Source organism: Sphingomonas endophytica, from assembly GCF_001476895.1.
In the GTDB taxonomy this organism is placed as follows: Bacteria; Pseudomonadota; Alphaproteobacteria; order Sphingomonadales; family Sphingomonadaceae; genus Sphingomonas; species Sphingomonas endophytica_A.
Map to the genome: position 1 here is coordinate 1 of NZ_LDTB01000025.1, position 20,297 is coordinate 20,297.

At 64.9% G+C, this 20,297-nt stretch carries 20 protein-coding genes and 1 pseudogene; 4 read left to right on the plus strand and 17 right to left on the minus strand.

Going from position 1 to position 20,297, the window contains the following annotated elements:
• Positions 1 to 11 precede the first annotated feature (11 nt).
• Positions 12 to 3,185 carry an NACHT domain-containing protein gene (locus NS334_RS18155; RefSeq protein ID WP_153002644.1) on the minus strand — a complete coding sequence of 1,058 codons (3,174 nt, stop codon included), beginning with the start codon at positions 3,183 to 3,185 and terminating at the stop codon, positions 12 to 14.
• Positions 3,186 to 3,311: 126 nt separating this feature from the next.
• Positions 3,312 to 3,434, minus strand: a pseudogene (locus NS334_RS17665) (S-adenosylmethionine:tRNA ribosyltransferase-isomerase); the annotation flags it as partial.
• Positions 3,435 to 3,850: 416 nt separating this feature from the next.
• On the opposite strand from NS334_RS17665, the gene NS334_RS08355 reads away from it, so the two are divergent.
• The gene (locus NS334_RS08355) at positions 3,851 to 4,606 is read left to right on the plus strand and encodes a helix-turn-helix domain-containing protein (RefSeq protein WP_083500341.1); all 756 of its coding nucleotides are present in this window, start codon (positions 3,851 to 3,853) and stop codon (positions 4,604 to 4,606) included.
• Between the two features lie 220 nt (positions 4,607 to 4,826).
• On the opposite strand, the gene NS334_RS08360 is transcribed toward NS334_RS08355, so the two are convergent.
• Positions 4,827 to 6,059 carry a tyrosine-type recombinase/integrase gene (locus NS334_RS08360; RefSeq protein WP_058755517.1) on the minus strand — a complete coding sequence of 411 codons (1,233 nt, stop codon included), beginning with the start codon at positions 6,057 to 6,059 and terminating at the stop codon, positions 4,827 to 4,829.
• 100 nt (positions 6,060 to 6,159) lie between these two features.
• Here NS334_RS08360 and NS334_RS18160 point away from each other — a divergent pair, with 100 nt between their 5' ends.
• Positions 6,160 to 7,110, plus strand: coding sequence for a hypothetical protein (locus tag NS334_RS18160; protein ID WP_153002645.1), 951 nt, complete (start codon positions 6,160 to 6,162; stop codon positions 7,108 to 7,110).
• Between the two features lie 157 nt (positions 7,111 to 7,267).
• Here the strand turns inward: NS334_RS18160 and NS334_RS19420 are convergent, their stop codons facing one another.
• From NS334_RS19420 to NS334_RS08375, 3 genes are all read right to left on the minus strand, one after another.
• Entirely contained in the window at positions 7,268 to 8,239 is a 972-nt protein-coding gene (locus NS334_RS19420; protein ID WP_428835045.1) for a DNA cytosine methyltransferase, read from the minus strand.
• Positions 8,240 to 8,320: 81 nt separating this feature from the next.
• A complete protein-coding gene (locus NS334_RS08370) occupies positions 8,321 to 9,118 on the minus strand; it encodes a DNA adenine methylase (protein ID WP_058755519.1) in 798 nt (265 codons plus the stop codon).
• Between the two features lie 125 nt (positions 9,119 to 9,243).
• The gene (locus tag NS334_RS08375) at positions 9,244 to 9,639 is read right to left on the minus strand and encodes a hypothetical protein (protein ID WP_058755520.1); all 396 of its coding nucleotides are present in this window, start codon (positions 9,637 to 9,639) and stop codon (positions 9,244 to 9,246) included.
• 142 nt (positions 9,640 to 9,781) lie between these two features.
• Here NS334_RS08375 and NS334_RS08380 point away from each other — a divergent pair, with 142 nt between their 5' ends.
• Together NS334_RS08380 and NS334_RS08385 are read left to right on the plus strand one after the other, a co-directional pair.
• Positions 9,782 to 10,081, plus strand: a complete 300-nt coding sequence (locus NS334_RS08380) for a type II toxin-antitoxin system RelE/ParE family toxin (protein WP_058755521.1) — start codon at positions 9,782 to 9,784, stop codon at positions 10,079 to 10,081.
• Positions 10,082 to 10,188: 107 nt separating this feature from the next.
• Positions 10,189 to 10,551, plus strand: a complete 363-nt coding sequence (locus NS334_RS08385) for a helix-turn-helix transcriptional regulator (RefSeq protein ID WP_058755522.1) — start codon at positions 10,189 to 10,191, stop codon at positions 10,549 to 10,551.
• A gap of 201 nt (positions 10,552 to 10,752) precedes the next feature.
• On the opposite strand, the gene NS334_RS08390 is transcribed toward NS334_RS08385, so the two are convergent.
• The 11 genes from NS334_RS08390 to NS334_RS08440 form a co-directional block, all read right to left on the minus strand.
• Positions 10,753 to 11,043 (minus strand): hypothetical protein, encoded by a 291-nt coding sequence (locus NS334_RS08390; RefSeq protein ID WP_058755523.1) that lies wholly within the window; start codon positions 11,041 to 11,043, stop codon positions 10,753 to 10,755.
• Between the two features lie 65 nt (positions 11,044 to 11,108).
• Entirely contained in the window at positions 11,109 to 12,521 is a 1,413-nt protein-coding gene (locus NS334_RS08395; protein ID WP_083500344.1) for an SGNH/GDSL hydrolase family protein, read from the minus strand.
• A 133-nt stretch (positions 12,522 to 12,654) separates the two neighbouring features.
• The gene (locus NS334_RS08400; RefSeq protein WP_058755525.1) at positions 12,655 to 13,119 is read right to left on the minus strand and encodes a hypothetical protein; all 465 of its coding nucleotides are present in this window, start codon (positions 13,117 to 13,119) and stop codon (positions 12,655 to 12,657) included.
• Complete coding sequence (locus tag NS334_RS08405) at positions 13,116 to 13,883, minus strand: lysozyme (protein ID WP_058755526.1); 768 nt, start codon at positions 13,881 to 13,883, stop codon at positions 13,116 to 13,118. The genes NS334_RS08400 and NS334_RS08405 overlap by 4 nt, the downstream gene beginning before the upstream one ends.
• Positions 13,884 to 13,949: 66 nt before the next feature.
• Positions 13,950 to 14,207: a hypothetical protein gene (locus NS334_RS08410; RefSeq protein WP_058755527.1), complete on the minus strand. Its 258-nt coding sequence runs from the start codon at positions 14,205 to 14,207 to the stop codon at positions 13,950 to 13,952.
• A gap of 25 nt (positions 14,208 to 14,232) precedes the next feature.
• Positions 14,233 to 14,529 carry a hypothetical protein gene (locus NS334_RS08415; RefSeq protein ID WP_058755528.1) on the minus strand — a complete coding sequence of 99 codons (297 nt, stop codon included), beginning with the start codon at positions 14,527 to 14,529 and terminating at the stop codon, positions 14,233 to 14,235.
• Positions 14,513 to 15,070 (minus strand): DUF4376 domain-containing protein, encoded by a 558-nt coding sequence (locus NS334_RS08420; protein WP_058755529.1) that lies wholly within the window; start codon positions 15,068 to 15,070, stop codon positions 14,513 to 14,515. The genes NS334_RS08415 and NS334_RS08420 overlap by 17 nt, the downstream gene beginning before the upstream one ends.
• A 1-nt stretch (position 15,071) precedes the next feature.
• On the minus strand, positions 15,072 to 18,611 hold the full coding sequence (locus NS334_RS08425) for a phage tail protein (RefSeq protein WP_058755530.1): 3,540 nt from the start codon (positions 18,609 to 18,611) through the stop codon (positions 15,072 to 15,074).
• On the minus strand, positions 18,611 to 19,021 hold the full coding sequence (locus NS334_RS18605) for a DUF6950 family protein (RefSeq protein ID WP_193753035.1): 411 nt from the start codon (positions 19,019 to 19,021) through the stop codon (positions 18,611 to 18,613). Before NS334_RS18605 ends, NS334_RS08425 begins: the two co-directional genes overlap by 1 nt.
• 11 nt (positions 19,022 to 19,032) lie before the next feature.
• The gene (locus NS334_RS08435) at positions 19,033 to 19,689 is read right to left on the minus strand and encodes a hypothetical protein (protein WP_058755532.1); all 657 of its coding nucleotides are present in this window, start codon (positions 19,687 to 19,689) and stop codon (positions 19,033 to 19,035) included.
• Positions 19,686 to 20,297 carry a hypothetical protein gene (locus NS334_RS08440; RefSeq protein WP_058755533.1) on the minus strand — a complete coding sequence of 204 codons (612 nt, stop codon included), beginning with the start codon at positions 20,295 to 20,297 and terminating at the stop codon, positions 19,686 to 19,688. Before NS334_RS08440 ends, NS334_RS08435 begins: the two co-directional genes overlap by 4 nt.

Consider the following 20,297-nt stretch of genomic DNA (forward strand, 5'->3'; position numbering starts at 1 on the left):
AGAAACGGGGGTCACGTCACCCGCTCCACACCCTTCCGGAGCGATCGAATTACGCCGCCTGGTGCCCATGAGAGAAGCAAAGTTAAAACCCAGACTTTCTCATCAGTTGTACTCGACCTACTTAAAGCGTCTCGCCACCATGACACACTTGGACGAAGCCTAGCGTGCCGAGCCCGCTCAACTAACGGCTGATTTACGTCTAGAACGTCATCGAACCCAGCGGCTCGTACCTCTTTCGACTTGATGCCGGCTCCGACCGCGGCAATGCAGATCATACGTGGCCTATCGCCCCAGGTCCTTCGAAGACTCTCTACAAAGTCAGACCACGGTTCTAACGAACTACGCCACTGCGGAACCTCAAGCCGAGAACTGCGACTCGCTGCCGAAAGTATATCATGCAGGCCCGGCTCACTCGACTCTGAAAGATTGTCGTGATGCAGTCGGTTGATGGCAACGTTATAGCGACTGATCACCTCTTCAAAGGTGAATGCAGAGGACTTTTCGTAATTTAGATACCGATACATATTGGGATCGAGCATCGCATAGGCACGGTAGAGATCACCGTCCGTGATTGATGCCCTCCCGTCACGCGCAAGCCCTTCGACAGACAAACCCGTTCCAGCGTATGCCTTTAGCGCATGCACCCTATCCTGCTGAGATAGATCTTCCCATTGTCCCGAAGCGATAGCAACGATGCGGGCACGGTCGCCGTATAGGTCAAATAGCTGGGCAAGCTCAGCCGGTCCGCCATCGTGAAAAAGGCCAAGCGCGGACGCTTCGAAAAGACCGTCCATACCGGCCTGACGCGAATGCTCCCATATCGTCCAACGATCTCTGTAGGTCGCGTTACGACGAAGTACAAAGCCTAAGCGACTTTGATAGGCGCGATCATCTGTCTCTTCAAAGGCCCGCGTGACAGAGTTAGCAAACTCCCTACGACCAGCCTTTTCAGGAAACGTTAGCCTGTCTTCATCCCAAGAGCTCCTACTAGATACGACTAGCTTTAAATTTTCCCCTTCCGTTAAGAAGGATACAACGTCACGAACTGTCCGCGGCTCTTGAGAAAAAACCCAGTCGTTTACAAATAACGTTGCCAACTGCAGCACATGACTTTTTGTCGCCAAATCAGCGCCTTCAGCGAGGTACCTAAGGCCAGCAACCAGTGAGGATAGCTCACCTGAGTTATAGCAACCAGCGTAGAACCTTGTAACATTCAGCCAATACGGCCGCCTTGCTATGGCGTCGAATCGTTGCGGTCGCGTACCCCCTTTCTCCGCCCCAGGCGGGGAGTACGGCGCAGTTTCATAGAGGAACCGTCCGGTGAAATATTCACGTAGCGGCTGCACCTCAAATTCAAGCATTCCTTGAACGCGGGAGACGAGCGCACCTACTCGCTCCACTGCGCCAGTGAACAGCTTTAAAACATCACCCTCATGTTCTCTTTCGACAAGAAAATTCCGCACCAAAGCCTCTAAATCGCTCTGGCTAATTGAGCCAGAACCACCCGGCTTTTCGGCATCTAGCTGAAGAGTCCATGCGACATACTGGTGTATTTGCATGAGAACATCTCTATTCTCACGAACTGTCTCGTCCTTCTCTGCCTCTCGACCAAAAAAGAGATCCATATAGCTGTCATATAGCGCCGTTCGCTTGTCAGGGAGCGAACGACCTTTTGTGCTTATCAGGGACAGCAGAATGGCCAATTGCATTGGGTTCTGAGCAAGGCTTCGAATGTGCGAGCGAGACACACGGTCGGTCAAAAGCTCTTTGAATTCTCGCCCCTCGATTAAGGGAAAATTCCGCGCCTTAATCCACTTATCTGTGTACTCGGAAATTTGCGGCATCCTCATCGGGAGCAGCGAAAGATGCAACCACTCACGCTCTGGGAAACCCGGCGAAAGGATAAAGGCAGCAGGTCTGCTTGTGACTATGACTTGCATCGAAATGCAGTCATTCTCCAGCCTATCACTAGCATCCCTAATCTGCTCTATTAGGTTTTGCCTAGTCAGCTTATCGGCAACTTCGTCAAAACCATCTAGAAATAAGAGACAATGGCTATCCGTGAGCGTGGCAGTTAGATCATCAACTGTAAATTCACGGCCACCCGACAATCTAAATACTTGATGACTCAAAAAGGATTCCAGGGTGTCTATGCCACTCACCGGTCGAGCAACATCCTTCTCGGCGGCAAATGGATCCTTCCCGTTCAACCATGTTGCATAATCCCGAAGATCGACACGCAAGGGAATACGAACGACATTATCCAGATGCTTGGATAGAACCTTTTCTATATCTGACTGCCGCCGCAGAGCACGCATCCGATGAAGTTGCGCGATGTACTGAGTGACAGTTGATTTTCCTTGGCCCGGAGCGCCCTCTAAGACGATCCTTTGAACACCGGACATTGGTGCCGCCGCTAGCAGCCAGTTTGCAGCCAAACTTTCATCACCAGCCTCAATGCCGTACCGATAGTGCTGCATTGATGCGGAGAGTCTGCTTATTAATTTGTCACCAACATTACACACTTCCGGCGCGGGGATCTTTTCACGGGCAATTCCAAGAGGGGTGTCGGTAAATAAATCAAGCAGGCTATTTTGGATCTGTACCTGCTGAAACCGAACTTCGGAGTCCTTCGTATATTGGTGCGCCACACAGGCCCTGAACGTTGACGCCTTGGTTCGCGCGAGAGGTAAGGCCCGATTTCCGGCTAGCATCTCAAGAAAATCTGAGCCGCGAAATATTTCCGGATACCGCCAGATTAGTCCGTTTGCTCCTTCAATGCGACGCTCTATGTCATCCCTCCACCAGCAGTGACTGGGAATCCCGAAAGCTTCGGTAAGGCGTGCATTTATGATATCGACAGATCCGGCATCAAGGTGAGCCGTGCCGGAAACGTTTGTCAGCAGGTAAAAGGCTTTTGCTCCAAGACCAATCAGGCGATCGACTTTTGCCTTCTCAGATTTTATCACATCCTCAATAGCCAGCCTCTCGCTTTTCGACGACGGATCCCTCGAATACTTGACTTGAAATACTAAAAAGCCCTTCTTCTCCCTAAGGAATGCGTCCCGGCCGCCATCTGGCTGCCCGACAGGCAAACATTGCACGTTTGGAAAGCTGGACACGAGCAAGGACTGGCAAAGCTTCTGGAAGCGCTCGTCGCCTAACGTCTCGAGGTTATAGTCCACTGAGCCCTCCGGTTATGAGCCACGATGTTGGTGGCCCATTCACGGGGTGTCAACGACGCTCCCATCACCTACCCAAGCGAGGCACCCTAAATCGCGAGGCCCTGCTGCGCGACAACCGTCCTACGTTTACGGCAGAAGCAGGCTTGCACCTCCGTAGGAGTAGAAACGGTAGTCATTCTCGATGGCATAAGCGTAAGCCGCTTTCATCCGGTCGAGCCCCATCAAGGCCGATACAAGCATGAACAGCGTCAGTAGCTCGACGGTACTCGGCTCATCGCGATCAAGCCAAAGCTGTTCCCACAAGGAACCCACGACGCACCCACGCCAAAGCGCGTTCGCCTTGGCCGCCGCCGTCTAGCTTGTGAAAGGGGTGGTGCCGCTTACAGGACTCGAACCTGTGACCCCCGCATTACGAAGGATGTACTTAGCCCGGTTTTCTGCGGATTAGGCGCATCTCGGAGGCATCCCCTCCACCCGTAAAAGCCTCGGAAATCCGTCCCGCGCTCCGGCCAACACCGGAGATGCACCGGACCCGGGATTAGCGGCCCGAACCACCGACATCCGCGCCTTCACGGCGCGACCGTCCTCGAAAGCGCGCGGCCGAGCAGCACGTTTGGCCGGCGCTTTCCTGCACCCAATCGACTCCGCATCCGGGAGCCGACACGATGTCGCTTACCCTCGCCGCTGCTGCCGCCAGCGCGACCAATTCCATTGCCGGATCCTTTCGCCCCAGGCGGGCGCGCTCCGGATCAACGCACCGCACCGGCGCGCCCGTGCGCCGTAACAGCCTTGAGGAGGGCTCTTTCGAGGACGACTTCTTCCTGGTGCCAGCCAAGGGCGAGACCGATCGCCTATTGCGCCTGGCGCGGCATGCGCTTGATGCCGGCCGCCGGCTGAAGCGCGAGGCGCGCAAGGCCGGGCGCGGCCTGTCGGCCCGCGAACGCACGATTGCCGCGATCACCGCCGCGACGGTACGGGTCTACGAGGAACTGCTGACCTTGGCCCGGCTCAATCGCGGGCGCGTATATCCGTCCTACGACTGGCTGGCAGAGGCGACGGCGCTCGGCCGGGACACCATCTCGCGGGCGTTGAACGCGCTGGAGAAGGCAGGCTTCCTTGTCCGTCAGCGTCGCTTCCGACGACGACCTACAAAAGACGGCGGGCCGCGCTGGGAGCAGACGTCGAACGCCTACCGCCCGTTGGTGCCGGACGCGATCATGTCACTGCTGCCGCGTTGGTTGCGGCCGGCGCCGGTCCCGGTCGACGTCCTCCAGCAGCAGCAGGATCGCGCCGAAGACCAGCAGGTCATGCTGGCCAGCCTCAGCAGCAGCGAGCGCGTGCGCGCGATGGGCGACAGCCCGCTGCTGAAGGCACTGGCCCGCCTCGGCAAGGCCGTCGATCTCGCAGAGTGCGAGTCATAGAATGAGCCTGAACCGCTACCGGAGTCAGTCTGAATAGGTCGAGCGGAACGCCTTCGGCGTGCGCATGTTCGCCCCCCTTGTGGCCGAGAGGCTCCACCCCTTTCCATCGATCGCCAAGGCCCGGCGGTCGAGCGTGGCGGCTTGCGCCGCCCCGAGGCTGCCTGGGGGGCGAGAGCACGAACCGGGCCAACCGCCTCCGGCCGGATCGCTCGCGGCACGGTCAGGCGGTGAGGATCGCCGCCCACTCGTCGAGGATCGCCCGGCGCGCGTCGACCAGCTCCGATCGGTTGTACGCGCCTTCGACCTTGGCGACCTTGCCGTCCTCGTCCTTCAGCGCGTGACCGAGCGTCCGGTCGATGGTCTGGCGCGCCTCCGGGCGGCGCTCGTTCATCACCGTCGAGAAGGTGGCGCGCCAACCGTGCGGAACGTGACGATCGCCAAAGCCGGCGCGGTCGTACAGCGCCCCGATCGCGCCCTCCGCGATCGGCGATCGACGATCGCGGCCGGGGAAGATCAGCGCGTCGGGATCGTGCAAATCTGCATTGTCGCCGCCCAGCTCCGCCCGCGCAGCGCGCAACACCGCAACCGCGGCCGGGGCGAGCGGGACGAGATGGTCGTTCGCCGCATCGGCCTTCTTCGCGACCTTCAGCTTCATCCGCGCCGCCGGCACGCGCCAGAGCGGCGCGGCGCCATCGAGATCCTCGATCTCGCACCATCGCGCGCCGCGCACCGCCGCCAGGCGCACCGTGGTGAGCGCGAGAAAGCGCGACGCCAGCTTGGTCGCCGCGCCGCCGGTCGCGCGCTCGGCCGCGGCCAGCAGCGCGTGCGCGTCGTCGATCGTTCGCAGCGCGCGGTGGTGCCGCACCGCCGGCGCCGGCGCGAGCGCGCGCCCGACGATCGCGGCCGGGTCCGCCTTCGCCCACCCCTCGCTTACCGCCAGGGCGAAGACGTCGGAAATCCGTTGGCGCACGCGCTTCGCCGTGGCGATCGCGCCGGGCCTGTCGCTGGCGTCCGGCGCCTCGATTGCACGGATCACGCGCAGGACGGCCGGCGCGTCGATATCGTCCAGCTCGTCGGCGCCGATCGCGGGGAAGACGTGCCGCTCGAGGCTGGCCATCACGTCGGCCGCGTGCACCTCGGTCCATCCTGAGCGCCGCCCCGCATGCCACTGCCGGGCCGCGCGCTCGAAGGTCATGGTCATGGGCGCGGTGCGCGGATCGACCCCGCGCGCGATCATCGCACGCGCTGCCTCCGCGCGAAGTCGCGCGGCATCGAGCGACAGCTCCGGCCACTGGCCGAGCGTCAGCGACTGCTCGCGCCCCTCCCACCTGAACTTCAAGCGGAAGGATTTGCAGCCGACGCGGGTGATGACGAGGTGCAGGCCGCGCTCGTCATAGATCTTGTACAGGGACGCGCGCGTGCGCGCCGCCTTGACGGCAGCGTTACTAAGCATAACGAATTCCTGAAGCGGCCAGACGTGAGAACCCGGGATGAGAATAGGTAAGCAAGCATCGATATCGCTGGCGAGATCGCCCCTGCATCTTTGGGCGGGCGTGGTCATGTTTCATTGCATGACGTTCGGCTGCTCGCAGGCCAAAGCCGCCGTCTTCGTCGAACATTTCGACCAGAAGATTGCGCCGGTGAGACGGGATTTTCGGGACAGAGGTTGCTACCAAGATCGCAGTGCCGAGACTTCAGCACTGTGCGCTCAGTGGCGTTCGGCGGTAGCAGGTGAGAACGCGGTTACGGAGGCTCGCCGGGCCACGCAGGTAGCCCAGTGGGGCGCGCTGTTCAGTCTTCTGGGATTCGTCGGCCTAGTCGCCACGCTATGGCAGACTCGAAGGTCGCTCAAGATCGCAAAGACGGCAAATCGTCTTGCAATGAAAGAGAGCGCGCGCGCCACTCGGCAAGCCATCGCCGCTTCAGCAGAAACTAGTGAAGCGTTGCTAATCGCTAGACGTAATGCAGATGCCGCCGAAACAAGGATTAGGCAGGCAGGTGATGAAGCTTACCTGAGGCTAAGGCCATATCTCTTCGTGGGCGACACGAGCTGGTATCAAGTACCCGACGGCATGCCCAACGAGCGAGCCTATATCGGGAAGCTAAAATTCCACAATTACGGACAAACACCAGCTGAGAAGACCGGCGTCATGGTCTCCCATCGGGTTTTGCCGTCAACGTCATCACCGGACATTGCGGAAGCACTTCTATCTCTGAAATATTTACCGATTGATAGGGGGCGGTCGGTTGTTCATAATCGATCAGTCATCGGGACGGCAGGTCCGATCGGCTTAGCCGATATTCTCGATTATATCGCCGGGCGCAAGCAAATACTCATTGTGGCGAGAGCAAACTACCGTGACCCAATACGAGGTGAACTGCACGAGATGCGAGATTGTTTTTGGCTGCACCTTGTCCCCCAAGGTCCTTTAATCGCGGGTGAGCCGATGCCGCCACTTGCTCCGAATCTGATCCATATCCCCGAATTTTTTATCGGCAGTTGAGTCGTCCGTTCGTGTCTTCGGGCGGAAAAGGCATCGATTGAGGCGGAGGAATGCTCCGCCTCGCTCGTCACCGAAGACGCGCAAATCCGCGCGTTTGGATACGGCCCGGCGGGGGGCGCTACCCCGGCCGATGCCCCATCAAATCCGCCCCTCGTCGTCAGGCGTCCAGTCGGTGAGCAGTCTTGAGAACTGCCCACGCGCACGCCGCAGCCAGGCTGCATACGCCGTTACCGGCGCCCCGGGTGCGCTCCATCCGATCGGCCAACCCATCGCCAGCTCGTAAAATCGCGGGTTGGGTATCAGGGTGCTCATCAAGGAGCCTTTGCCAAGCGTGAAGCTCACCCGGGCCGGGGGCAAACAGGGGGACGTCGCCGCCACCGCTCTCCACCCCATCCCGCGCAGCGTCAGCCACAAGGCGGTCCAGGTCCTCGTCGCGTTGGACATCGAGAACTGCCCACCGCTCTCGCGCGCGACGTCGATCGGCTTCACCACCCGCGCCGTGCCGTTCTCGATGATCAGGTCCGGCATGTACCCCGCGTCCGACGCCGTCGGCGTGGGCCAGGAGGAAGAGCCGTCGCCGGCGATGACGAGCGCCGACTTCTCGCGCCGTGAACAGGCCCGCTTTTGTGCGATAGCCCAGTCGGCGAAGGTCGCCGGCGACGTCGGCACATCCCAGCGACAGGTGACCTTCGACGTTTTCGCACCAGACCCACTCGGGCCGGGCCTCGCCGACGATGCGGGCGACGTCGGGCCAGAGATGACGCGGATCCGCGTCGCCACCTCGCCGACCGGCGTAGCTGAAGGGCTGGCAGGGATAACCGGCAGAGACGATATGAATTCGGCCGCGGAACGGTCGCGCGTCGAAGGTTCGCAGGTCGTCCCAGACAGGAGCCTGACCCAGGGCCGCGTCCGCCATCCGGGCCACGAGAGTGGCCGCTGCGTGGCTGTCCCTTTCGACGAAAGCCACAGTCCGATAACTGGGTTCGGCGATGTGCAGGCCGAGGTCGAGGCCTCCATATCCGGCGCAGAGAGAGATGCCCCGGAAGTCGTCGGGTTCGGGGGAGTATTCGGTACGTAGGTCCACAAGGAAATCCGCTCCACAGGATCGCCAAGGGCGATCGCGGTGCACGTCGGCTACGCGCGCGGGGTGAGCACCCGTCAGGATCGACGGGCGGGCCGACGCGCGTAGGAGCGGATGGTTAAGCGGCGATTAGCGTGCCGGGCTGCGGACGATCAGCTCGGTCACCTTCATCGCGCGCGAGGTAGCGGCCGAGGACACGGTCCAGGTGGTCTGCACCTCGTCGATCCGGAAGCGCGCGAAGGTCGATCGGATGAACGGCGTGTCGTTGATCGACATGATGAACTGCCCGCCGATCGCCGCCAACTGCTCGGCCATCGCGGTGTAATGCGCCTCGCCGAAGTCGATCCCGTACCCCTCGGTCTGGTGGTAGGGCGGATCGAGGAAGAACAGCGAGCGAGGGCCGTCATAGCGGCGGATGACGTCGGCATAGTCGAGGTGCTCGATCGTGACCGACGCGAGGCGATCGCGCAGCGCCTTCAGATCGGCGCGCAGCCGCGCGAGGTGAAAGCGGCTGTCCTGGTCGCGCCGGACGCCGAACGTCCGACCCGCCACCTTGCCGCCGAAGGCGAGGCGCTGGAGGTACAGGAAGCGCACGGCACGCTCGATATCGGTCAGCAGGCGCGGGTCGAGCGCGCGCTGCCGCTCGAATTCCTCGCGCCCGGCGATCAGCCAGCGCAGCTCGTCGACGAACGGCTCATAGTGGCGGCGGATGACGCGAAACAGATTCGCGACGTCGCCCGAGAAGTCGTTGATCACCTCGACCGGCGCTGGCGTCGATCGGCGCAGGAAGACACCGCCCATGCCGATGAAGGGCTCGATGTAGGCGCGGTGCGGCGTCGCCTCGATCAGCGCGCAGAGGCGGCGCGCCAGGTTGCGCTTGCCGCCGAGATAGGGCGCGGGCGGCTTGGCGGTGATGGTCGCGGTCATGCGATGCTCGGTCCTTGCTGGAAGAGCGCTCGGCTACGCGCGCGGGGATGCCGATCGGCGCGATCGGCGCGGCCTGCCTGGGGGACAGGATCGGGAGGCGGGGCCGTGGCGGCCCCGCCGGAAGGTCAGGCGGCGATGGCCCGGGCGGCCATGACCATGTCGACGAAGCGGCAGCGGCCGATCATCACGCCCTTGCCGGTCGTCAGGTGGCGGCGCTGCCCCGGGGTGAAGACTTCCGCCATCTCCGCCTCGCCGTAGCGCATCACATATTCGATGCCGCCCGGCTCGGTGACCATCAGGTAGTGGACGCCGTTGATCCGCGAGGCGGCGTCGGTCAGCACCGGCGCCGGGCACTGCACCATTTCGATCAGGCGCGTCCCGTACCCTGCCTTCATCTTCAGCCTGCCCGTCGTCTCCAGCTCGGTCCGCTGCGCGGTGGTGAACCAGTTGACCATCTCGGCGGGGGTGAATTCCTCGGTGGTGGTGTTGCCGTCAGGGCTGGTGATCTTCAGCAGGATCATCGTTCGTCTCCGTTTCCGCTGCCCAATATGTAGAGCGCCACTCTACATCATGCAAGCGAGAAATGTAGAGCGATACTCTACATTTCTGTTGACGGCGCGGCCCGGAAGTGTAGAGTATCACTCATCAGCAACGGAGGACGCAATGAAGATCGTTTCGGTTCGGGACAAGCGGATCAAGGCTCTGGTCGAGGACCCCAATCGCACGTCGGTGAAGGGACTCGATGCGCTGGAAACCCGCAAGATCGCGGAGATGATTACCGCCATCACGGTCATGACCAACCCGCTCCAGCTGCTCGCGGTGCCCTCGTGGAAGGCCCACGAACTGAACCCCGGTCAGCCCGGCAAGTGGAGCCTTACGGTGACCCGCAACTATCGCCTGACCTTCATGGTCGATCTGGCGGCGCAGACCGTCTCGGTCCTCGACTACGAAGATTATCACTAAGGCGCGGCGGGGGGCGGAAGCCCCCCAAGCTGTAGAGACTCACTCTACGATTTCCGTTGCAAAGTGTAGAGTGTCGCTCTATATCTTCTAGTGAGGAGAAGCGACAGATGGCGAAGCGCGACGACGCCCAATACAAGATTGCGAAGGCATCCGAGATGATCGTGAGCGCGGTGCCGCCCGTCGACCGGCATCCGGGCACCTTCATCAAGGAGGTGCTGCTGCCGGAATACAGCCTCTCGGTCGCGGAGACGGCCCGCCGGATCGGCGTCGATCGTGCCGGGTTCAACGGCGTTCTGACCGGGAAATATGATGTGTCGCGCGATCTGGCGTACAAGCTGGGTGCGCTCACCCGTGACGAGGTGGCCGACCTGTTGATCGCCTATCAGCACGCGTTCGACCTTGCCAAGGAGCGCGACAAGCGGGAGGCATACAAGGCGACGATCGAGCGGCTGGCGGCCCCTCCGGTCTGAGGATTGCTACGCGGCCAACCGCCCGAACCGGGTGGTTAGCCGCGTAGAACCAGGGAACCACGCCCCGCGTATTCCCCCGAAGGGTCTTGTATTAGCGGGCCACCCGGCGAACCGGTGACCCTGATTTCCGCGCGCGCGGGCTGGACCTCACGGCTACGATCGGACCAGCGCTGCGGCTATGCCATCGCGGCACGCCGTTGCCTAGCCGCGCAGACGACGGACCAGCTCCTTCCACTCGCGATCGTCGCGCGGGCCAAAGTCGGTCGTCGGCTTCTGCGATGTGAGGCGGATTCGCGGCTGCCGCGCGCGGCACCTGGTGCAGCGCAGGTGATCGCCGGCCATGTGCAGGCGGGTGTCCCACGCGTGGGCGAGGAAGTACCGCCACAGCTTCTTCCCGTCGATGACCCCGGCGTGTCCGCATCGACAGACGACGGCGGCGTTACCTCGCCCTGAAAGGTCCATGAGCGTTTCGAGGCGGAAATTCGCGCTCATGGATGCGGTTCGGTCGTGGTCATGACCATGGTTGCAAATTGTTGGATCGGTTGCGCAATCCGAATTTACATCCGCCCGATCGCGAGGCGCAGCGCGGTGACCAGGCGCAGGGTGTAGATCATGTGGCCCAGGTCGCTGGGGTGCGAGCCATCGGCCGCGATCGCCACGTCCGAGTTGCCGCTCCCGTTGGTCGCGCCGACATAACCGGTGCCGAAGGTCCAGGGCGACACGTCGGAGGCGACGGGGACGAACACGCTGCGCGGATCCGCCCACTGCGCGAACGCCGACTGGACGGCCCCATCGATCGCCAGCGTCTGCGCGTCGGGCCCGCGCGCGCCGGCATGCGACCCCATCACGAAGATGATCGCGTTCGGACAGGCCGCCCGGATCGTCTGGAAGGTCAGCAGCGCCTCGGGCTGGACCAGCGCCGGCGTGGAGACATAGTCGTTGTAGCCGCCGGCGATGACGACGACGTCGACGTCGGCGCCGGTCAGGTCCGAGTTGACCGTGAACCAGCTCGCGACCTGCTGCCGGATCGTCGAGCGCGTCCCGCCCCCGGTCGACAGGTAGCCGGTTTGCCCGACCGCCACCTGACGGGTGTCGTACCAGCCCAGATATCGACCGGTGGCTTTCGGCCACGCGTACAGGCCCGGGTAGGTCGCGCCGGTCCCCTCGGCATAGCTGTCGCCGGTGACGAAGGCGGTGATCCGGTCCTGCGGCCCCGCCATCCGCCAGATCGAGGACGTCGGCGCGACCGCGACCGACACGATCTGGTCGTTCTGCATCCCCTCGATCCGGATCGAGCGCGGTTTGCGCGCGCCGAAGTCGATCGTCAGGTAATTGCCGCTGCTGTTCGCGGCGAAGGCGAGCGGGGTCTTGCTGACGTAGCGCCCGTCGACCAGCACGCGGACGGCGTGGCTGGTGAAACCGGCCATGCGGATCTGCACCCGCGTCGCCTCGGTCCCGAATTCGTTCTCCCAGCCCCATGCTTGATAGGACGGGGTGGCCGGCAGCAGCGACGCGACGTTGCCGTTCGTCGCGGGCGCGGCCGACGCGACGGGGAGGACGAAGCGATTCGTGGCGTCGAGCGTGACGCGTCCGCCGCTGAAGCGCGACACGCTGGTCAGCGTCATCGCCGTCAGCGCGTTGCCGCCCGCCACGCCCGAATAGATGCGGGTCAGCGACGCATCGGCGCTGGTCGCCATCGTCAGCGTGGCGTCGCTATTCTCGGGCGCGTCCTCGGGGTTGAGCGCGGCCGCGCGCGCCGCCGCGCGCTTCAGCCGCTGCTGCACCGTATTGGTGAGCTGCGCGACGGTCGCGGCCTTCTTCTGGCCGTTCTGCCGCACATCGACCAGCTCGCCGCCGGTCGGCGCCGACGCGGCCGACAGGCCGGTGATCGTGGGATCGATCTGCGCGGCCGCCGGCAGCGCGATCAGGGCGAGCGCGATCGCGCCCACCCAGCGGGTGAACCTCTTCATTCTGGTCTCCTCGTGCAGATGGGTGGCCGGTCAGCGCGGCCAGGCGTCGAGCAGCAGGCGACGCTTGTCGTCGCAGCGGCTCAGGTCGATCCGGCCGTCGCGGATCGTGGCGTCGTCGTCGGCCGCCGTCGCGCTACCGTCCGGCTGGCGGTGCTGCGGAGTCGGGGAGCACGGCGTCAGCGCCGCGCGGGGCGGCGGCGGTATCCTCACCGGCGAGGGCGGCATCGAGCGCATCGATGGCGCGCACGCGGTCAGCGCCGCGACACACGACGCGGCCAGCAGCAGTCTCAGCATATTCTCTCACCGTGTCGCGGGAGTGGACGATGATCGGCTCGCGCGCGGCCAGCCGGTCGGCGAAGGTCGACGTCGCGCCGGCGAGCTGCTGCGCGAAGCCGCGTTCCTGATCGGCGCGCTGGCGATCGGCGCGTTCGCGATCGGCCGAACGCCCCGCCTGCTCGGCCTTCAGCGCTTGGCTCGACACGTCCGCCCGTGCGCGGGCGACGTCGCGCTGGCTCAGCACGAAGAAGAAGCCGGCCGCGAACAGCGCGGCGATCGCCAGCTTCCACTCACGACCGAGCAGCGCCAGCACGCCGGTCACGCGGCGACCTTGCCGAAGGTCAGCGCCTTCAGCTCGACGAAATTGCCGAGGTACAGCGCCGCCTCGGCGCGCCGCCGGCGCATCAGCCCGCTCGACACCGCGCCCCTGACCTTGTTCCAGAGCAGGAATGCGGCCGACGCACCGACGGCATCGCCGGCGCGGTGACGACGCGCCACCGTCGACCAGGCGAACCTGAAGGTGCCGATATTGTACGCCAGCGCCACCATCGCGCCGAACTGCGCCGGCGTCGTCGCGGCCGCGCCGATCGCCTTGCGTACCGCCGGCACGAAGTCGCGCTCCAGGAGGATGACGAACATCGCGTCCGCCTCCGCCTGCGTGATGCGGTCGCCCGCCTTCACCTTCCGGCCGTCCGGATAGTAGGTCATCCCCCAGCCGATCGTCCATTTCCCGGCCGGGCAGCGGTACGCGACGAGCGCGCAGCGCTCGAAATGGTGCATCAGCGCGATCGCCAGCGGGCCGACCTCGATGCGCGCGGCAACCGCGCTCATCAGGCCCAGCCGGGGCGGGATCACCGCGCGCCGCACGGCGCCGAACAGCCAGACCGCGCTGAGCAGCGCCAGCGAGATCCACGATGCGATCTTCGCCGGGATCAGCGCGCGCAGCTCGCCGGGCATGGTCAGCCAGCCGGCCTGCAACGCGCCCGGGTCGATCGCCATCAGCGCGCCGGTGATCGCGGCCAGAGTGGCAGCCGCGTGGCTGTAGCGGGCGCGCACGAAGGCGCGCGCCCGGTCGAGGAGCGTCATCAGCTTTCCTTTCGGTATGGTCAGATCAGGAGGGCGGCGAACAGTCCGCCGGCGCTGGGGACGCGATCAGGGGTGGGCGGTGGTCCGCTCGATCAGCATGGTCAGCTTGCCGTCGACGCGTTCGACCTTGCCGTCGATACGCTCGGCCAGACGCACGAACTCGACCGCGCGCTCATCATTGCGATCTGCGCGTTCTTCGAGCTTCTCCACTTGGCGCGCCGTCTCCTGCTGCCGGCTGGTCGATTGGCCACTCGCGTAGACCACACCCAGCGCGGTGACCGCATGCGGGATCCAGTCGCGAAGTCGTGGGATGAGGTCGGTCATATCGGATCTCCGCGCTCGGCCAGCGCTACGGGGTCGGGGGAAGCGAGAGGAAGGCAGTTTCGACGTTGCGGCGACAGTGGCCCGGCGCTTCACCCAGGAGCACGAACAGCGCGTCGATGATCGCGGCAGCCGGGCGCGCCCAGCATGCGCCGCGCATTTGGCCGCGACCGACATAGCTGCTGATCGTCTCATCGGCGGAGGGGCAGACGCGGGTCAGCCCGACGACATATAGGACGCCGACCAGCACGACCTGCGCGAACTGGTCGATCGAGACGAGAAGCTGACGCGCCACCGCGCGCAGCCGTTCAAGCGGGCCAGCCATCGTCCACCTCCACAGCGGCGATCGCCGCCTCGTCCTGCGCTGCCTCGATCGCCGCGCGGCGCGTGAGTGCGACCTCATGACAGGCGGCGATATGCTGGCCGACAGCCAGCCCCATCGCGATCATCTGGACCGCGTCATGAATGACGTTGCCGTTGTCCTGCATCGTCCAGTCGATCGCGAACGGCTGTCCCGCCGCCTGGGCGACCATGGCCATCTGGACCGCTCCCGCAATCTTGAGCTGGCTCGCCGGATCCGTGTCCACGCGGCCGAGCGGCGAAGCGCATCCTGCCTCCTGCGCCTGCTCCCGCGCTGCCCGCACCGCCTTCCATCGCGCCGCGCGCAGCACCGCCAGATCGGCGACCCACGTTCCGGCCACGAACACGCTCCCTTCCGGCGGGCGGGCCGTCAGTCGCCACGCGCGCATGGTGGCCGCGTCCCACGGAAAGCCGCCCGCCTTGGGCGACACGCTTTCGTCGGCGGTGATGACGACGGGTGCGATGACCGCCGATCCGTCGAGACTGGTGATGGTCCACATCTGCATGTCAGACGCTCACGTTGATGATGCCGCCATAGATGCGGGTCACGGTGGTGCTGCCGGCGGTGACGCGACCGATGAAGCGGAACTCGTAATTGGCATCCTTCGTCAGGCCACCGATCTGACCTTCAATCACGATGTCACCAGGGTCCGGCCCGTCATTGGGATAATAGGAGGCCCGCGTCCCCGCGACCGGACCTGACGCGTCCGACCAGGACGACGAACCGCTGGAGCGGATCTGCACCTTCCCCTCGATATCGATGTAGCGATACTGATTGCCGCTCGTGGCCGCCGCATAGGAACCGCTGGCGGCAAATTTGATCGTGCCGCTGGCTGATGCGGTCAGGACCGCCGCCTCCGGACTGGCGTTGGCGTCCTCATACACCGTGCTGCCTACCCGCGCGCCGAAAGAGCGCGATACCCCCGTGATGTTGCTGGGCGGCGGCTGGTCGCTGTTCTTCATGATCGGGATGCGCTTGCTCGGCAACGCCACGCCTCCGATCGACATCGACATGAGCACGAAGCCGCCGTCGCCTCCGATCGCCTCCAGCTGGAAGCGTCCGCCGGCGGCGTCGATCGTGCCGACGGTGACACCCGACGAACTGGACTGAGTGCCGAACGACACCGACGACGTGACGTCGGTCGTTCCGCGCAGAACCTTGACCGTGAACGGGATCGGCAGTGCTCCGTCCTTTGGCTGGCCCAGATAGTCGCAGCTGACCGACAGCGAGGCGACCGACACCTCTACGGTGAAGCCGTCCGCGCCGTTCTCACCATCCTTCGCGGAGACGCGCTGGGGGGCGGACCAGTCCTTCTGCTGGACGCCGGCCTTGAAGGTCGACTTCGACATCCAGATGAAGTCGGTGCCGTTGCCGGGGCTGTCAGACCAGCCGGGGGGCGGATCACCGCCGTCCCGCGCCGGCGTCGCCGGTACGACCGCAGAACGCAGGAAGATGATCGATTCGGTGCTGCCATCGGCCCCGATCGTGCCGTTCTCGCCGACGCCGCGAACCGCCGGTCCCCACGTCGCTCGGTTGTCGTTCGATTGGCGGAAATATGCGTCGGCCCCGAAATAATTGTCGTGCCAGCCATCGACGCCGTTGATCGACCATTGCGTCAGGACCAGCGGTGCGCTCGCCCCCGGCGACCCAACGGCACCACCCCCGGAAAAGGTGATGCCCCGGATGCTGTTGCCCACCGGCGCGACTGCGAAAACGCCGTAGAGCTGCTCGTCGCGGGCATTTACCGGGTGCGAGCAGACCGTGCCGTAACCGTCGATGATGTACCGGACGACCTTGCCGTCGCTGACTACCTGGCCCCGTCGCGGCCCTGCGCCAGCAGCGCCCTCCCAAAACGGAATGCCGTTGCGATCCGCGTAATAGGAGCCGTTGCTCGAATAGTGCAGGCCATAGTCGATGGTGTCGTAAGACGCGTTGGCGGTTGGATCGGTGGTCAGCCCGATGAAGCAGCCGGGATCCATGGTCCCGGCAACGGAGGCGGCCCCGTTGTAGAACTCGCCGGTGCGCGCCTTTCCGGTCCAGTCATCGCCGCCCCCATTCTTGTAGACCTCGTTCGGCTTGGGGAAATTGGTCCAGGCGACGTCGACCAGCGTGAACGCCGACGCGCCGTCGGCCCCGCGTTCGCCCTTCCGCCCGGTAATCGCCGCCGCGAACGCCTCGATCTGCTGGCGCGTCGCGATCCAGCGCTGATTGAGCGCGGCGCCATCGACGTTCGTATCCAGCGTCGTATCATCCCACGCGGGGTTCATCCCGGCCAGCACCGCCGCAAGCGCCTGATAGCCGTCGTGCGCGTCAGTACGCGCGCCGTACAGGTCTGCCGGAGATCCCAGCACCTGGTAGCGCGCATCAAGCGCGAGGAACTGCGCCTCCAACCCGCGCCACTCCCGCGCGAAATCGCGCTTCTCGCGGCCGGAGGTGATCACATTGTCGTTGAAGACAAGGCCTAGCCGCGCATCTACGTCCGCGATCCCGGCGATGATCGGCCAGAGCATGGGATCGTAGGACGTCGGAGCCACGCCGGTAACCGGCGCGGCATCGCTGGCGTCCCAGGCGTAAATTGCTGCATTCTCCTCGCGCAGCATCATCGGCACTTTACCGTCGACCTGCGTTGCCATGTCGGCAATCCGGAAGAGCTTCTGATACCAACCCAGCGGCGCGAAGCTGAACCGCACCACATCGCCCTTCTGGAACTTCCAAGCGGTGCTCTGGAACGTGGCGGTGAACGTGCCGCCGTACAGCATCCGCTGCAGCCGCTGCTTCGACAGCCGCTGAGCCTGGCTGGCGGATTGCACGAGCGGATAATTGACGGTCTGCGACCGCTCGATCCCGTCGCGGCTGGCGATCGCCACCTCGGGATAGTCGGGTTGCTGGTACAGCGATGCCGGCGACGGATCGACGAAGCTGCCGCGGATCACGCTGACGCTGTCGTCGAGCGGAAGCGTCTGCTGCCAGGTGAAGGCCCCCAGGACATCGGCCGTGCCCAGCTCGCCGATCGGCGCGGCCAGATCGTTATGCAGCACGGTGACGCGAAGCCGGCCGTCGACGTCGTCGAGGACGGCGTTCATCGTCGACTTCAGATTGTCGAGCACCGCTTCGGTGGCATCACCCTCGCTCAGCACGCCGTCGCAGCGGTAGCGGGGCTCGGTGCCGCCGCTGGCCTTGGCCACCGGCTCATCGCAGAGGTTCGCTGCGTCGATAAAGCTGGTTAGATTGATGCGTGCGGGCGGCAGGCCCTTGCCGACCGCCAGCCGCCCGTTGATCCGCCATCCGAGCAGGTAGAACAGCATCGCCAGCGCGGGATTGCGCCCGGCGCTTTCATTCCATTCCCAGGTCGACTGGTCATTCGCCCGCTGCGGCCCCGACCCGCCGGGGACCGTGCTGTCGCGGCGGGGATCGTACACGGGCGCGCCGTCGCCGATGATCGTGACGCGGCTCGGGATCGACTGCGCGAAGGGGCTGTCGACCTTCTTCGCGTTCCGCCCGATCTGGTAACGCAGGTGGACGTAGGCGCAGCCGGTGTAGCGGCGGGATAATCCCATACGCGGACCGATGTTGATCGCGTTTGCCGGCGAACCTTCCAAGACCGTTGCAACCTGCAGCCACTTCGCCATGTCGCCCAGGACGCCGCCGGCTGCGGTCCACACCAGCTTGTCGTCAAACCAGATCTCGCGAATGGCCTGGACGCGGTGCGAGGCGGTGACGATGAAGCGATGCAGAAACTTCTGGTCTGACGACCATTCCTGATCGCGCAGGTCGGTCGCCATCGCGGTCGATCCCAGCACGATCTTGCGCGGCTCGCGGACATTGATCGATACGGTAAGACGGTCGCCTGACGACGCCAGCGTCGCCGGCGCCTTCGGTTTCGGCTCCAGCAGCGACGCGCCCGCCGCCACGACCTGCATCGCCGCGACCACGGGACCGCCGACCGCGACCGCCACGAAATTGAGGGTGCCGCGCAGCAGCCCCTTCGGGCCATCGATGATCAGGCCACCGATCGGGCCGTAGACATGGCGCAGTGCTTTCGCCATCAGCCGACGCTCCAGGCGTTGACCCAGCTCGCGCGCTCGACCGTCACCCAGCCGGGCGTACCGTCGACCTCTCCGACGAAGATTGCGCGCGGGCCAAGGCACACGCCGGCGATGCCGTCCGACATGACGACGTCCCCACGCCTCGCGAACGCCGGCGCGACCGCTGGCAGTGCCGCGGCGATCGTCGCCTCCAGCGTGCCTGCCCCGAGGCGCCGCAACGCACGGACGCTGCCGCGCGCCGTCGTGTAGCGGCCGCGATAGGCGGCGGCGAGATCGACGCCGGTCTGCGCCAGCACGGCGCCGGCGGCGAACAACGCGCAGTCCAGCTCGCCCCATCGAAAGGATGAGCCTTCCAGGGACGCGACATAGTCGTGCAGCCGCTGCTCCCAGTCGGGCAGACGCTCGATCATCGGCATCGCTTTCAGAAAAGAGAACGGATCGCGTGGGCGCTCATGGCGCGCGGGCTGTCGAAGCTGACCCTGGTGTTATCGATCAGGGGGCTGCCGCTGTTGCCGTTCGCGATAGCGATCGCCGCGCGCGCCGACAGGTCGCCCGGGTCGAACAACTCCTGGTCCTGGTAGGACCGGTTGGAGGCCTGGCTATAGGCGGCGAGATACGCCTCGATCGTCAGATTGATCGTCTGGCCGCCGACCGGATCGCCGGTGATCGACAATGCGGTCATCCAGCCGGTGTAGTAAGACTGGATCGCACCGCGCTGGACGCCGTCCTCGTCGCGGATCATGCGCCACAGGCGCGCGGTGCGCCCCTGCCACGTCGCGCCGTCCCCGATCAGCGCGAGCAGACCCGCGTCGAGCGTCAGGATGCCCGACAGCTTGGCCGTCACCGCCTCCGAGCCGCCGTCCTTGGCGCGGACGGGGCCGATATCGACCACGGTCGGATCGATCCCGTCGAAGGTGAAGCCGTCGAGCTCGGAGTCACCCGTGCCCTGCACGACGAGCGACCGTCCGGCGGTGCAGGCGCGCAGCGGGTCGCCCAGGATGTCGAGGTAAGCGAAGAAGACCGGGCGGATGACCTGAAGGTCGAGCGCGGCCGATGCCGCGGCGTCGGGGCGGCTCATCGCGCCTCCTCGATGGCGAGCGGGAAGGTGTACGTCTGACCGACGTCGACGTCCCAGCCCGGCGGCTCGCTCGTCTGCCGCACCAAGGCGAAGGGCTCGCCGATCTCGACCAGCGCATCCGCCGCCGGGGCCTCGCCCAGCTCGGGACCGAAAGCGGCGATCGCGGTACCCGCGCCGTCGCTGACGAGATCGCGGGTGAGGCAGACGAGCCGCTGATGCCCGCTCGGCAGCGGCACGGTCATGAGCTCACCGCACAGCAGCACCGCGGTCGACGCCGGCAGGCCCTTCAGCGGCAACGTGTCGCCACCCGTCGCCCCGCTGGCGACGCGCGGATTGGCGATCGTCGTCTGGCGCTGGCGCTCGATCGCGACCAGCGGGAAGACGTGGCGCTGACCGCGCAGCGCGGTGAAGAAACCGCGCCAGCGGAGCGCCGCCCGCTCCCCGATAATAGTCACAAAGGTGCCGGTCGCGCTCCACAGCCCCGCGCCGGGCAGGCCGACCAGCTTGCTGGTGTTGGTCCAGCCGGAGCGATTGACGGTCGCGGGCTCCGCGCACCGCCATTTGATGCCGCGCAGCGGGAGCCGCGCGGGTGGTTGGATAATGGCCAT

Coding starts and splice junctions, on each gene's coding strand:
- NS334_RS08355 (WP_083500341.1), top strand. CDS start 3,851: ATGTCGCTTACCCTCGCCGCTGCTGCCGCCAGCGCGACCAATTCCATT.
- NS334_RS08360 (WP_058755517.1), bottom strand. CDS start 6,059: ATGCTTAGTAACGCTGCCGTCAAGGCGGCGCGCACGCGCGCGTCCCTG.
- NS334_RS08370 (WP_058755519.1), bottom strand. CDS start 9,118: ATGACCGCGACCATCACCGCCAAGCCGCCCGCGCCCTATCTCGGCGGC.
- NS334_RS08375 (WP_058755520.1), bottom strand. CDS start 9,639: ATGATCCTGCTGAAGATCACCAGCCCTGACGGCAACACCACCACCGAG.
- NS334_RS08380 (WP_058755521.1), top strand. CDS start 9,782: ATGAAGATCGTTTCGGTTCGGGACAAGCGGATCAAGGCTCTGGTCGAG.
- NS334_RS08385 (WP_058755522.1), top strand. CDS start 10,189: ATGGCGAAGCGCGACGACGCCCAATACAAGATTGCGAAGGCATCCGAG.
- NS334_RS08390 (WP_058755523.1), bottom strand. CDS start 11,043: ATGAGCGCGAATTTCCGCCTCGAAACGCTCATGGACCTTTCAGGGCGA.
- NS334_RS08395 (WP_083500344.1), bottom strand. CDS start 12,521: ATGAAGAGGTTCACCCGCTGGGTGGGCGCGATCGCGCTCGCCCTGATC.
- NS334_RS08405 (WP_058755526.1), bottom strand. CDS start 13,883: ATGACGCTCCTCGACCGGGCGCGCGCCTTCGTGCGCGCCCGCTACAGC.
- NS334_RS08410 (WP_058755527.1), bottom strand. CDS start 14,207: ATGACCGACCTCATCCCACGACTTCGCGACTGGATCCCGCATGCGGTC.
- NS334_RS08415 (WP_058755528.1), bottom strand. CDS start 14,529: ATGGCTGGCCCGCTTGAACGGCTGCGCGCGGTGGCGCGTCAGCTTCTC.
- NS334_RS08420 (WP_058755529.1), bottom strand. CDS start 15,070: ATGCAGATGTGGACCATCACCAGTCTCGACGGATCGGCGGTCATCGCA.
- NS334_RS08425 (WP_058755530.1), bottom strand. CDS start 18,611: ATGGCGAAAGCACTGCGCCATGTCTACGGCCCGATCGGTGGCCTGATC.
- NS334_RS18605 (WP_193753035.1), bottom strand. CDS start 19,021: ATGATCGAGCGTCTGCCCGACTGGGAGCAGCGGCTGCACGACTATGTC.
- NS334_RS08435 (WP_058755532.1), bottom strand. CDS start 19,689: ATGAGCCGCCCCGACGCCGCGGCATCGGCCGCGCTCGACCTTCAGGTC.
- NS334_RS08440 (WP_058755533.1), bottom strand. CDS start 20,297: ATGGCCATTATCCAACCACCCGCGCGGCTCCCGCTGCGCGGCATCAAA.